Here is a 13,582-nt window from a genome sequence, read left to right as displayed (position 1 = left end):
CAAAAGAATTATACGGTATCGACAACTTCACAGACATGGTTGGTGATGAGACCATCGCAACAGATCCGGAAGAATTAGTTGCATTCTTAACAGAAAAAGGACATCCGGCTCTTGGTCTGGATCCGATGATGTAAGATTTTGGAAGACAAAATCGCTTAATTGTAGTATCATGTAAACGGTGAATGCGCGTTTTACCGTATTCACCGTTTATAAAAAATATATTAAGGAGGCTAATGAGAAATGCCGTTTAATCAAAAACCACAGAAATTCAATGCAAACATTAACACAGTTGAAATTGGCTGCGGGGACAAAGCGATCAAATTAGGAGGGGAATGCACATTTCCTTTCTATACATTTGATGCTCCCACGGAAAATGCACCAAAAGTAGGCGTGGAAATTTCCGATATGGGACTTATCAACGTTCCGGGAATCCAGGAATATTATGCAGGTGCTGCCACAATGGCCGAGATCGCAAAAAAAGCGGAAGCAATGGAAGGTGCGGACTTCGTATGCTTACGTCTGGAAGGCGGGGATCCAAACGGCGCAGACAAATCTATTGAAGAACTGATCGCAGTTGTCAAAGAAGTCGGCGAAGCTGTTTCCTGTCCTTTAGTTGTTGAAGGTTGCAAGAATGTGGAAAAAGATTCTGAATTACTGCCGAAAGTGGCAGAAGCACTTCAGGGCAAGAACGTTTTAGTCCTTTCTGCAAGAGAAGAAGATTACAAAGCAGTTGGTGCAGCAGCAGGCCTTGCATACAACCAGAAGGTTGGAGCAGAATCCGCAGTAGATATCAACCTGGCAAAACAGCTTAACGTTGTTACAACCCAGTTAGGCGTAAAAGCTCAGGATATCGTAATGAACGTTGGTTCTGCAGCAGTAGGCTATGGTTTTGAGTACGTGGTATCCACAATGGACCGTATTAAAGGTGCAGCTCTTTCCCAGAATGATAACATGTTACAGATGCCTATCATCACTCCAGTTGCCGATGAGACATGGGGAGTAAAAGAGGCCATGGCTTCTGAGGAAGATATGCCGGAATGGGGACCGCTGGAAGAGAGAGGTATCAGTATGGAAGTACAGACAGCAGCAGCAGTTTTAGCTTCCGGTTCTGACGCTGTCATTCTGAGACATCCCAAATCTGTTGCAACAATCTCAAAAATGATTAAAGAATTAGTGTAATCGTAGAACAGGAGGATAAAAACAAATGGGATTATCAGGTATTCAAATTTTTAAACTGACACCAAAAAAGAACTGTAAAGAGTGCGGCTGCCCAACATGTATGGCTTTCTCCATGAAAGTGGCTCAGGGTGCTCTGGAAATTTCCAAATGCCCGCATATGTCTGAGGATGCTCTGGCTCAGTTATCTGAGGCAACAGCTCCGCCGATGAAGACCATCAAAGTCGGAAGCGGTGACAATGAATTTACTTTAGGCGGCGAGACTGTTTTATTCAGACATGAGAAAACATTCGTCAGCAAAACAAGATATGCGGTTTCACTGTGCACATGCATGGATGATGCAGCAATCGACGCGAAACTGGCAGCAATTCCGAAGGTAGACTACGAACGTATCAGCGAGAGAATGTTCGTTGAAATGATTTACGTGAACTACGAAGACGGCGCTGACAAAGACAGATACGTTGAAATCGTAAAGAAAGCAGCAGCTCTTGGCAGAACTCTGGTTCTGGGCTGTAAAGATGTAGAAGCTGCTAAAGCAGCTCTGGCTGTATGCAAAGACGGCAAACCGGTATTAAACGGTGCAGATGCCTCCAACTACGCTGAGATGAGCGCAGTTGCAACAGAGGCAGGTGTTGTACTTGGCGTTACAGGTGCAGACTTAAATGAATTATATGATACAGTTGCAGCTCTGGAAAAAGCAGGCAACAAGAACCTGATTCTGGATGTTGGAACAAAATCCGTAAAAGAAGCTTACGGCAACGCAGTACAGATTCGCCGTGCAGCTTTAAAAGATCAGGACAGAACTTTCGGTTATCCGACACTGGTAAATCTGGCAGTTCTGGCACATGGCGACAGAAATATGCAGCAGGCACTGGCTTCCCTGTTCACAATGAAATATGGTTCCATTGTGGTTATGGAGCAGCTTGATTATGCAGAAGCTCTGCCGTTATTTGGTCTGAGACAGAACGTATTCACAGACCCGCAGAAACCAATGAAAGTGGAACCGGGTATTTATGCATTAAATGGTGCAGATGAGAATTCTCTGTGTCTGACAACCGTAGACTTTGCTCTTACATATTTCGTGGTATCCGGAGAGCTGGAGCGTTCCGGTGTACCGTGTAACCTGATCATCAGTGATGCAGGCGGACTTTCCGTACTGACTGCATGGGCTGCAGGTAAATTATCTTCCACTTCTGTATCTAAATACATTCAGGAGAATGTTGAAGATAAAGTAAAATGCAGAAAACTGGTTATTCCGGGTAAAGTTGCCGTATTAAAGGGCGATATCGAAGCAAAACTTCCGGGTTGGGAAGTTATTGTTGCCCCGTTGGAAGCAGTACAGTTAGTTAAATTCTTAAAAGACCTGACTGCATAAAAGAGGAAAGACAGGCTGGCAGGGAGGATGCTTTTTAGGTATCTTCTCTGTTCGGCCAAAATGAATAATTTAAAAGGAGAACTATTATGGCAAAGTTTGTTACAATTGGTGAGAGAATTCACTGTATTTCCCCGTCTATCCGCAAAGCGATGGCAGAGCGTGATCCGGAACCAATCTTAAAACGTGCAAAAGAGCAGCTGGATGCAGGTGCAACTTATCTGGACGTTAATATCGGACCGGCAGAGAATGATGGAGAAGATTTAATGAAATGGGCTGTTCAGCTGATCCAGTCCAACTTCGACAATGTTCCTCTGGCACTGGATACTGCCAACAAAAAAGCAATCGAGGCAGGTATCTCCGTATACAACAGAAGCAAAGGAAAACCGATTGTAAACTCTGCTGATGCAGGCGGAAGAATCGAGAATATCGATCTGGCTGCAGCAAATGACGCTATCGTAATCGCTCTTTGCTCTGCAGAAGGTATTGCAGCAGACAATGATGAGCGTATGATGCACTGCCAGAACATGCTGGAAAGAGGTATGATGCTGGGTATGGAGCCTACAGATCTGTGGTTTGACCCGTTATTCCTGGTTGTTAAGGGAATGCAGGACAAACAGATGGAAGTTCTGGAAGCAATCAAAATGTTCAGCGATATGGGCCTGAATTCCACAGGTGGTCTGTCCAATAACTCCAACGGTATGCCGAAACATATTCGTCCGATTATGGATTCCGCAATGGTTGCAATGTGCATGATGCAGGGCTTAACTTCCGCAATCGTAAATCCATGTGATTTAAGACTGATGGAAACAATTAAATCCTGTGATGTTTTCAAAAACAACACATTATACGCTGACTCTTACCTGGAGATCTAATCACAGGCAGAGTCGTGTAATAAAAAGCGCCGGGGATATTTTTATCGCCGGCGCAGATAAAAATATACAGAAAGGCTAAATTCCTATGTTCAAAGTGACTTTTAAATTTGAAAACGGCGAAGACGTCACAACTTTCGCCCAGGAAGGAGAAATCCTTTTAGAAGTAGCGAGAAAAACGAATGTGGCTATCGATGCCCCCTGTTCCGGCAATGCTTCCTGTGGTAAATGCAAGGTGAAGCTGGTGGCAGGTGAAATGAATTCTCCAAAGACCCGTCACATCTCCGATGAAGAGTATGCAGAAGGTTGGAGACTGGCATGTGTGAGCAAGCTGACAGGTGATGTGGAGGTACAGGTACCCGACATTGCATCCGCTTACAGGAGCCGGATGAAAGTCGCAGATTTGAGTTCCAAAGAGGAGATTGCCATATTTGATCAGGCAAAATCCGATGTGGAAGCAGCAGGAATTACCTTGAAAAACAGTCTGGATATTATCCATGTGACTATGGATGAACCGACTCTGGACGATACCATGCCGGACAATGAACGTCTGATGCGTGCGATCAAAAGGGAAACCGGTGTAAAAAGAGTGCGTCTGCCTTATTCTGCACTGCGGAAGATTTCCGTTGTTTTCCGTGAAAATCATTTTGATGTACAGTGTATTGTGCGCAGGACAGCAAATGATATTTTTGTGTATGACGTTTACGGCAGAGATGAAAAAGTAGTAATCGGCGGTTTGGCTATTGATATCGGTACAACCACGGTATCTGCACTGCTGGTCAATATGCAGACAGGTGAGATCCTTGGGAAAGCTTCAGCCGGAAACGGTCAGATTCGCTATGGCGCGGATGTTATCAACCGTATTATCGAGTCTATGAAACCGGGCGGAAGCGAGAAGCTGCAGGATGCAGTGGTGAATGAGACGATCAATCCTATGATTGAGCAGATGTGCCGCTCCTGTGGATTCAGCCCCCTGCACATATACCGTATGTGCATTGCATCCAACACTACCATGAACCATCTGCTGACAGGAATGAATGGTGATCCAATCCGTATGGAACCATATATTCCTACCTTTTATAAAACAAATTCACTGTTTGCTTCTGATATCGGAATCAGAGTAAATCCGGATGCCCATATTATACTGGCACCGAATATCGGCAGTTATGTGGGCGGAGATATCACAGCAGGTACTTTGGTAAGTATGCTGTGGAATCGTCCTGAATTTTCTCTGTTTATTGATCTGGGTACCAACGGCGAGCTTGTATTCGGCAATTCTGATTTTATGATGAGCTGCGCCTGCTCTGCGGGACCTGCTTTTGAAGGCGGGGATATCAGCTGCGGTATGCGTGCGACGGACGGCGCGATCGAGGCATGTACCATTGATGCGGAAACGATGGAGCCCAGCTACTCTATTATCGGAGATGAGGGTGAGAAACCCATCGGTCTGTGTGGTTCCGGTATCATTGATGTGATCAGCGAATTGTTCCGAACCGGTATTATCAATCCGAAAGGAAAGTTTGTCCGGGAAGGAAAACGTGTCCGCCATGATGAGTATGGCATGGGCAGCTATGTGCTCGCATTCGAGGAAGAGTCGGGCACTGTCAAGGAAGTGGAGATCAATGAGGTGGATATTGATAACTTTATACGGGCAAAAGGTGCTATCTTCTCAGCCATCCGTACCATGCTTGTCTCTCTTGACTTTGATATCTCCATGATTGACGATGTTTATGTAGCCGGTGGAATCGGCAGCGGCATCAATATGAAAAATGCCGTGAGAATCGGTATGTTTCCGGATATTCCTCTGGAGAAATTCCATTACATTGGAAATTCTTCTTTGTCCGGCGCATATACCATGCTTCTGTCAAAGGAAGCAGAGCAGAAATGTTATGAGATCGCGTCCAATATGACGTACCTGGAACTTTCCACTGTACCGAGTTATATGGATGAGTTTGTAGCATGTTGTTTTATACCACATACGGATACGTCCCTGTTTCCGTCTGTAACAGAGCAGTAGAAGGTACGCTTGGCGGATCCGTTACTGCAGCGAATAAATAGACTGACTGAGGTGAAGAGATGAATTTTGAATACGCAAAGGACAGTAAAGAGCAGCGTCCTTATGAACATTATCTGAACGCATACAGAGAGATGGACCCGAAAGAAATCAGCGGGCGAACCGGTATTCCTTACGATGAGGAAAAAGGGCTTTTTACCGTGAAACTGATGGGAAGTACCTACCAGGTGTCTTTTCCGGATTATGAAATTCATCACGTGGAGGATTCCATTGGGGTATATCCGCTGGAGGACGCCATGAATGCCAAGATTCTCATTGTCCGCTTTTTGACAGAGAGAAGCGCAGCACCTGCATCAGGGAAATTTCTTACCTATCATGATGTTCCCTGGGGTGAGGTTTACTTCAGACAGTTCCAGGGCAGATGTCTGTTTCGGCTGGCATTTGGCTATGGAAATAAGCTTTCTGTGTTCCGTAAGATTATGGAACATTTGGGAGCAGAAAAATGTGCAGAGGGAGACTGTTCCTATAAACTGGAATTTATGGACAATCTGCATGTAAAGTTTATCTTGTGGGAAGGGGATGACGAATTTCAGCCTTCCGCACAGATATTGTTTTCTGATAATTTTGCTGTCACATTTGCCGCGGAGGATTTGGCGGTTGTGGGCGATATCAGTATCAACATGATGAAAGCATTAGAAAAAAAGTTGTCTTAAAAAAGATTGTTATAGTAGAGTAGGTATTACGCGTTAAGTGTCATGGGATGGGAAGTTGTCCATGAACGAAGGCAGCCAAAGGCTCCACGATGTAATATTGCGTCCGCTACTACATTAAAGGCAGATATGAATTCTTCTCTTTGGTGTAGTAAACTACTATGCCATAAGTACATAACGAGAAGGGACAGTTATGCTGTCCCTGGGAGACAACAGATGAAGGAGGATTTATATCTGATGAAAAAAGTGAATAATGTAAAAGTTTTGGCATTTACGGGTGTTCTGGTAGCAATGAGTATCATTCTGACCAGGCTGGTCGCAATCCCTATCGGTACCAGTATTCGGCTCACCGTAGGTCAGACGCCTGTATATCTCTGCGGCTTTTGGTTTGGCCCTTTGGTAGGGGGAATCTGCGGCTTTTTATCTGATTTCCTTGGGGCGATCCTACAGGGGTATGCACCGAATCCCATGATTTCTGTCACTGCTATTCTGGCTGGTGTGCTGCCGGGTCTGTTTCGTCATTTTTATACAAAGAAACTGGAAATCTGGCATGTGCTTGCAGTGATTGTTGTTCATGGAATTGTTGGTTCTCTTGGATTTACATGTCTGGGACTTCATATGTACTACGGAACGCCGTGGGTAGTTTTGTATGCCCAGAGACTGGTTCAGACACCGCTTCTGGTCGCACTGAATACGCTGCTGGTGTTCTTCCTCTATAAGAGTCCTCTGACAGCTATGGTAAATAAGAGCACCATGGTGAAAAATGGGTCTGTAAATGTGACTGACCATGCAAAATAATCCCCTAAAGGGATTTTATATAAAGCCGGAGAAATTCGGCAATGAAAGAAAGAGAGGTATGTGAGAGATGGGATTTTCAACTGTACCATGTAATGAATTTGTAGAAGTACTGGCATCAAAAGCACCGGTTCCGGGCGGCGGCGGAGCATCTGCTCTGGTTGGCGCTGTGGGAACAGCCCTTGGCAATATGGTGGGCAGCCTGACTGTGGGCAAGAAAAAGTATGCAGAAGTGGAAGACGAGATGTGGGAGCTGAAAAAGAAATGTGACGCCCTGCAGAAGGATTTCTTACGTCTGATCGAGAGAGATGCAGAGGTGTTTGAGCCCCTGTCAAAAGCATATGGTATGCCTCGTGCAACAGAGGAAGAGAAGGCTGAGAAAGCAAGAGTTATGGAAATCGTTTTAAAGGATGCCTGCTCTGTACCGATGGAAATTATGGAGAAGTGCTGTGAAGCGATTGAAGTGATCGTGGAATTTGCGGCAAAAGGTTCCACACTGGCGATCAGTGATGCGGGCGTTGGTGCAGCTTTCTGTAAAGCAGCTTTAAAGGGTGCCAGCCTGAATGTATATATTAACACAAAATCCATGGCTGACAGAGCTTATGCAGAAGAGCTGAATAAAAAAGCAGATGCAATGCTGGAGAAATATACGAAGATCGCTGACGAAACCTTTGACAGCGTGCTTTCCAGACTGAAATAATTGTTTGATACCTTATGTGGCAGAAGCTGTGGCATAAGTTGCTGAGAGGTTACTATTCACGGCCAATGTCTCGGGAGGTGTTTTGCGAAGCAAAATCCCGAGTTAGCCAGCGCCAAAATGCAATTTATTGCATTTTGTACCCTAAAGGGCAGAACTGTGCATGGCGAAGCGTGCTACTGTTCATAGAACTGCGCTTTTTGCAGGGCTGTGAATAGTAACCTGAGTGCCCAAAGGGCAGGATAAAAAGATGCAGGAGGATTCATAGAGAATGGCAAAAAGATTACTGGGTAAAGAAGTAACAGCAGCATTAAACGAGAGAATTAAAGCAGACGTGGCAGCACTGGAGGAAAAAGGTGTAAAACCAACTCTGTGCATAATCCGTGTAGGTGAAAATGAAAGTGATATTTCCTACGAGAGAGGCGCAACAAAACGCTGTGAAACACTTGGTGTTGCATGCGAGAAAATTCTGCTTCCGGCAGATGTAAGCCAGGAAGAACTTCTGGCAACGATTGACAAGGTGAATAAAGATGACAAGATCCATGGTGTACTTTTATTCCGTCCGCTGCCGAAACACCTGAACCAGTCCGTTATTGAAAATGCACTGGACCCGGCAAAAGATGTGGACTGCATGACCGATGGTTCCATGTCAGGTGTATTTACAGGTAAGAACGTAGGTTTCCCGCCCTGTACCCCTCAGGCTTGTATGGAAATCCTTGACTTTTACGGAATTGACTGCACAGGTAAAAAGGCAGTTGTTGTAGGCCGAAGCCTGGTAGTAGGAAAACCGGCAGCCATGATGCTGATCAAGAAAAACGCAACGGTTACTATCTGCCATACCAGAACTGTGGATATGCCTTCTGTAGTGAGAGAGGCAGATATCGTTATCGTTGCTGCAGGACGCGCAGGTGTTATCGACGATACCTATTTAAGTGCAGGACAGACAGTGATCGATGTTGGAATCAATGTGAACGCGGAAGGAAAACTCTGCGGAGATGTTGACTTTGAGAAAGCAGAGCCTGTTGTGGATGCTATTACTCCGGTTCCGGGCGGTGTTGGAAGTGTAACTACTTCTGTACTGGTTGGACATGTAGTGGAAGCTGCAAAACGTAAATTTGCGTAATACATAAATAAATAGTTAGTATACATGCCCCTGGAAATCCATATCTGTGGATTTTCGGGGGCTTTGTTCTTGACTTTTCAGGCAGAAAGCAGTATGGTGCCCTATGATAACCTATGTGGTTATCTTTACAAAAACAGTAAAGGGTGATAGAAATGAGAAAGTTTAAAATTCGATGGCTGTTATTTATAGTTCTATTTTTCCTGGTCTATCTCGTAGCAGGAGCGGTGGGTCCGTTTGTCCATTATAAAAAAGTGTCAGAGGAGACAAAGAAGAACTTTTCCGTGTCAGAGTGCTACAGAGACCGCACAGGTGTGGACAGAGCGATGCTGCTGGAGACAAATAAGAGCGCATGGGATGAGAGAATCCGGCTGTTTCATCAGGCAAAGGAGCGAATTGTACTTTCCACATTTGACATGAGAGATGGAAAGAGCACAAGGGACTTGCTGGCTGTTCTGTATCACAGGGCAGAGGAGGGAATCAAAATACAAATTCTGGTAGACGGGGTGAGCGGTACCATCCGTCTGGAGGGGAATGAGCTTTTTTATGCTCTTTCTTCCCATCCGAATGTGGAGATAAAAATATATAATAAACTGAATCTGGCAATGCCCTGGAAAACCCAGGGAAGAATGCATGATAAATACGTCATTGTGGATGAAATGGCCTATATTCTGGGCGGCAGGAATACCTTTGACTACTTTATCGGCGATTATCCAAATAAAAATATGAGTTATGACAGGGAGGTACTGATATATAACACGAATCCAAAGCAGCGGGGAGAGGATGAAAGTTCCCTGTATCAGGTGGAGGCGTATTTCAGCCGCATGTGGGATAAAAAAGAGTGCAGGCTGTTTCATGATCAGGAAAACCTGAGGGAGGACCATAAGGTTAAGAGCATGATTGACATGCTGACCAAAAGATATGAAAAACTGAAAAAGGAAAATCCGGGTTTGTTCCGGGATTGTGATTACGGTGAGATGACCTGCGAAACAAACAAGGTGACTCTTCTTTCAAATCCAACGGGAATCTATGGGAAGAAGCCGGTATTGTTTTATGAACTTTCCGAACTTATGAAGCAGGCAAAAGAAAGAGTGATCATCCATACTCCGTATGTGGTTCTGAACGGTTACATGAAGAGAGAACTGACAGAGATCGCGGGGCAGGTACCGGACAGCAGAATGGTCATCAATTCTGTAGAAAACGGTGACAATTTTATGGCATCCAGCGATTATCTGTACAGGAAAAACGAGGTATTTAATACCGGTGTGCAGATTCTGGAATATGACGGCGGCGTATCTTATCACGGGAAATCTGTGGTGATTGATGAGGATATGTCTATTATCGGCTCCTATAATATGGACCTGCGCAGCACATATGTGGATACTGAGCTGATGCTGGCAGTACAGAGCAGGGAACTGACAGAGGAGTTGACCGGATATATGGAGGAGATGGAGAAGGACTGCAGGACCGTGACCGGACCTGATACCTATGAAGTACCTGAGCATATACAGGTGGAGGAGATCCCTTTCTGGAAAAAGGCTGCTATGCGTGTGGTCGGACTGATCATGCAGCCATTTCGCAGTATGGTGTAGAGAATATCCGGGAAAAGTCAGGGGAGATTCCAATCTATGGTTTTCATGGAATCATCCCGGATGTATAATAGAACTATGAGAAGTGAATCGTGTGATGAATGCAGGGAGAGGAGTTGATATCATGTCAATACGTGGTGCTGTTATGGTTCCCCATCCGCCGCTTATCATTCCGGAGGTGGGAAGGGGACAGGAGAAAGGGATTTCAGCTACAACAGCGGCATATGAGAAGGCCGCGCAGCATGTGGCGAAGCTCTGTCCGGATACGGTTGTGGTGACGACACCGCACACTGTCATGTATGCGGATTATTTCCATATCTCACCGGGAAGAGGAGCATCCGGGGATTTCGGACAGTTCAGAGCAAAAGAGATCCGGATGGATGCAGAGTATGATTCAGAATTGCGCAGCTATCTGTGCAGACTTCTGGACAGGGATGGGTTTATGGCCGGAACCAGGGGGGAGCGCGACAGCAGGCTGGACCATGGGGCTATGATTCCCCTGTATTTTCTGAAGAAACAGAACGTCAGATGTAAGGTCCTTCGTATTGGACTGTCAGGACAGTCACTGGAAGCACATTATCGGCTGGGACAGTATATCAGCCGGGCCGCTGATGCGCTTCACAGAAATGTTGTCATGATCGCCAGCGGAGATTTATCCCATAAGCTTTTGGAGAGTGGTCCTTATGGGTACCAAAAGGAGGGGCCGGAGTATGATGAAAGAATCATGCAGGTAATGGGAACCGGAAATTTCGGGGATCTCTTGGAATTCGGGGAGGAGTTCTGTGAGAAAGCAGCAGAGTGTGGGCACCGGTCTTTTGTCATCATGGCCGGGGCTTTGGATGGAAAAGCTGTAAACGTAAGGCGTTTGTCTTATGAAGGTCCGTTTGGCGTAGGATATGGAATCTGTACATATGAGGTTTCAGGTACGGATGAGAAAAGGCATTTTCTCAGTCAGTATGAAGAGATACAGAGACGAAAGCTGGAGAGTATGAGAGCATCCGAGGATGCCTATGTGAAGTTGGCAAGAAAGTCCTTGGAGACTTATGTGAAAACAGGGAGAAAGACGGCGGTTTTGGAGAATCTTCCGGAAGAATTACGTTCCGGGCGTGCAGGTGTATTTGTCTCTCTGAAACTGCACGGAAGGCTGCGCGGATGCATTGGAACAATTTCACCTGTGACAGATTCCATAGCGGAGGAGATTGTGGAGAATGCCGTAAGCGCCGGCTGCCGTGATCCCAGATTTTCACCTGTCAGGGAGGAGGAGCTTGACAGACTCGTCTACAGTGTGGATGTTCTGGGGGAAACAGAAGAAATTGCATCACCGGAGGAGCTGGATGTAAAGGAGTACGGCGTGATTGTGTCTAAGGGGAGAAAGAGAGGTCTCCTTCTTCCGAATCTGGAGGGCGTGGATACCGTGGAAGAACAGATATCCATTGCCATGCAGAAAGCCGGTATCGATCATATGGAAGAGGGAATCAAGCTGGAAAGATTTCGGGTGACCAGACACAAGTGATAACAGGATGCGCATGAGTGCGGAGGAATCTTATGGGAAACGTATGTGGAGTTTGTATGCATCACTGCCGGCTGGAAGAGGGACAGACAGGACGCTGCAGGGCAAGGCGGAATGTGAAGGGCAGAATAGAATCTGTCAATTATGGAAGATGTACTGCGCTGGCGCTGGACCCTGTGGAGAAGAAACCGCTGCAGAGATTCTATCCCGGAAAAAAGGTCCTTTCTGTGGGCAGTTTCGGCTGTAACATGTCCTGTCCGTTTTGTCAGAATTTTGAGATTTCCATGGCCGGTGAACAGGAACTGGAATCTGTGCCCTTCAGCCCCAAGGAGCTGGCCAAGCAGGCAGAGGCGTTGAGAACGCGTGGAAATATAGGCATCGCTTTTACATATAATGAGCCTCTTGTGGGGTATGAATATGTGCGGGATACTGCCAGAGAAGTAAGAAAAAGAGGAATGAAGAATATCCTTGTCACCAACGGAGCATTTACAGAGGAGACAGAGGATGCTGTGCTGTCGTATATTGATGCCATGAATATAGATCTGAAGGGGTTTACAGAATCGTATTACAAAAAATTGGGAGGGGACCTGGAAACCGTAAAAGCATTTATAGAAAAAGCCGTCAAAGTGTGTCATGTGGAACTTACCACACTGGTGGTGCCCGGAGAAAATGATTCTGTTTCTGAGATGCAGAATCTGGCCAAATGGACGGCATCCTTGAGCTGTGAGATTCCGCTGCATGTGACCAGGTTCTTTCCACGATGGAAGATGCAGGACCGGGAGGTAGCCGATGTTAGGAAGGTATATCGGCTGGCAGAAGAGGCAGGAAAGTATCTGAATTATGTGTATACAGGTAACTGCTGATTGGGTGTCTTGGCGTGTGCAGGTTCATCACTGGAATTCAGGCATGTGTTTACGGTACCATATGGGCAGCATATTGCGTTGGCAGCGAGGGTTTTTGCGCTGTTCAATGCCGATAGTCTGAAAGAAGGATTTCCAGAGGCCCACATAGGGGTCAAAGCGGTCTTTGGAAGCTTCCATGTAGGAGAGTTCTTCATGTGTCACGGGAGTCAAAAAGTAGTCGCTGTCAGCAGGATGTACGACGGAAAGCATCCGTGTCTTGTCTACGATCATCCAGTGTTCTGAAGGCATACGGTCCTCAAAGTTGGGGGCAAGGAGTGTGAGGACATTACATTTGGGTTCAATGATGGAGAGCAGTACCTGGTTTTTCAGCCGGGAAAAGCGGACAAATTCCCGAAAGAGATGTGCTTCATTGGCTACTTTCCGGTCCAGCTCAAAAAGAGCGGATACGGCAGGATTACCGAACATCCGGGAGGTTTTTTCTCCGCAGACAAAACCAAGGATCATGTAGCGGTAGATAATATCCAGTTTGTCAGGATGGTCGGACATGGCAGCCCGGTAGATGTCATGATATGAATTTTCGGAAATTTTTTGCCTGACGGAGCGGATCACTTTTTGTACTTTCTCTTCGTCGGGGTCTACGTGGCGGTAGTCGCAGAAAAGTTCCGGGGACCAGATGGGTTCAATCTGGAGTTTTATGTTGTTGTGGCCCAGACGGGCGGACCAGGCGTCGTAAATGCAGGTCATCATGGATTCAAAGGTGTCTTGGCAGGTGAATATTACCATGTGGGGGGCTCCTTTCAAATGATATTGGGACGGGAAACTCGCAGGGAAGAGGCCGGGCCGCTCCACTATACATCGCTCACC

The 13,582-nt window shown here is 46.1% G+C and carries 13 protein-coding genes and 1 riboswitch; of the genes, 12 read left to right on the top strand and 1 reads right to left on the bottom strand.

Going from position 1 to position 13,582, the window contains the following annotated elements:
* The 12 genes from WMO65_RS09190 to amrS all read left to right on the top strand — a co-directional run.
* Positions 1 to 134, top strand: a 134-nt coding sequence (locus tag WMO65_RS09190) for a hypothetical protein (RefSeq protein WP_343309833.1), incomplete at its 5' end; no start/stop codon positions are given.
* A 106-nt stretch (positions 135 to 240) separates the two neighbouring features.
* A complete protein-coding gene (acsD, locus tag WMO65_RS09185) occupies positions 241 to 1,179 on the top strand; it encodes an acetyl-CoA decarbonylase/synthase complex subunit delta (RefSeq protein WP_033141837.1) in 939 nt (312 codons plus the stop codon).
* Between the two features lie 25 nt (positions 1,180 to 1,204).
* Complete coding sequence (acsC, locus tag WMO65_RS09180) at positions 1,205 to 2,551, top strand: acetyl-CoA decarbonylase/synthase complex subunit gamma (protein WP_033141836.1); 1,347 nt, start codon at positions 1,205 to 1,207, stop codon at positions 2,549 to 2,551.
* Between the two features lie 86 nt (positions 2,552 to 2,637).
* Positions 2,638 to 3,423 (top strand): carbon monoxide dehydrogenase/acetyl-CoA synthase methytransferase subunit, encoded by a 786-nt coding sequence (gene acsE / locus WMO65_RS09175; protein WP_033141835.1) that lies wholly within the window; start codon positions 2,638 to 2,640, stop codon positions 3,421 to 3,423.
* Positions 3,424 to 3,508: 85 nt separating this feature from the next.
* Entirely contained in the window at positions 3,509 to 5,437 is a 1,929-nt protein-coding gene (acsV, locus tag WMO65_RS09170; RefSeq protein ID WP_033141834.1) for a corrinoid activation/regeneration protein AcsV, read from the top strand.
* A 59-nt stretch (positions 5,438 to 5,496) separates the two neighbouring features.
* Complete coding sequence (locus WMO65_RS09165; protein ID WP_033141833.1) at positions 5,497 to 6,147, top strand: DUF3786 domain-containing protein; 651 nt, start codon at positions 5,497 to 5,499, stop codon at positions 6,145 to 6,147.
* Positions 6,148 to 6,160: 13 nt separating this feature from the next.
* Positions 6,161 to 6,258, top strand: a riboswitch (THF riboswitch).
* Between the two features lie 102 nt (positions 6,259 to 6,360).
* A complete protein-coding gene (locus WMO65_RS09160) occupies positions 6,361 to 6,942 on the top strand; it encodes a folate family ECF transporter S component (protein ID WP_187370603.1) in 582 nt (193 codons plus the stop codon).
* Between the two features lie 67 nt (positions 6,943 to 7,009).
* Entirely contained in the window at positions 7,010 to 7,639 is a 630-nt protein-coding gene (locus tag WMO65_RS09155) for a cyclodeaminase/cyclohydrolase family protein (protein WP_033141831.1), read from the top strand.
* 268 nt (positions 7,640 to 7,907) lie between these two features.
* On the top strand, positions 7,908 to 8,759 hold the full coding sequence (locus tag WMO65_RS09150; protein WP_029468715.1) for a bifunctional 5,10-methylenetetrahydrofolate dehydrogenase/5,10-methenyltetrahydrofolate cyclohydrolase: 852 nt from the start codon (positions 7,908 to 7,910) through the stop codon (positions 8,757 to 8,759).
* 152 nt (positions 8,760 to 8,911) lie between these two features.
* Positions 8,912 to 10,348 carry a phospholipase D family protein gene (locus WMO65_RS09145; RefSeq protein WP_148392757.1) on the top strand — a complete coding sequence of 479 codons (1,437 nt, stop codon included), beginning with the start codon at positions 8,912 to 8,914 and terminating at the stop codon, positions 10,346 to 10,348.
* 121 nt (positions 10,349 to 10,469) lie between these two features.
* The gene (gene amrA / locus WMO65_RS09140; protein ID WP_103732802.1) at positions 10,470 to 11,858 is read left to right on the top strand and encodes an AmmeMemoRadiSam system protein A; all 1,389 of its coding nucleotides are present in this window, start codon (positions 10,470 to 10,472) and stop codon (positions 11,856 to 11,858) included.
* A 32-nt stretch (positions 11,859 to 11,890) separates the two neighbouring features.
* Positions 11,891 to 12,718, top strand: a complete 828-nt coding sequence (gene amrS, locus WMO65_RS09135; protein ID WP_148392756.1) for an AmmeMemoRadiSam system radical SAM enzyme — start codon at positions 11,891 to 11,893, stop codon at positions 12,716 to 12,718.
* Between the two features lie 27 nt (positions 12,719 to 12,745).
* Here amrS and WMO65_RS09130 read toward each other — a convergent pair whose 3' ends face one another.
* Positions 12,746 to 13,501, bottom strand: coding sequence for a TIGR03915 family putative DNA repair protein (locus WMO65_RS09130; RefSeq protein ID WP_148392755.1), 756 nt, complete (start codon positions 13,499 to 13,501; stop codon positions 12,746 to 12,748).
* Positions 13,502 to 13,582: the final 81 nt, after the last annotated feature.

The sequence above is a fragment of the Blautia caccae genome (assembly GCF_040095955.1).
Taxonomy (GTDB): Bacteria; Bacillota; Clostridia; order Lachnospirales; family Lachnospiraceae; genus Blautia; species Blautia celeris.
This window is presented reverse-complemented; position numbering and strand designations above follow the sequence as displayed.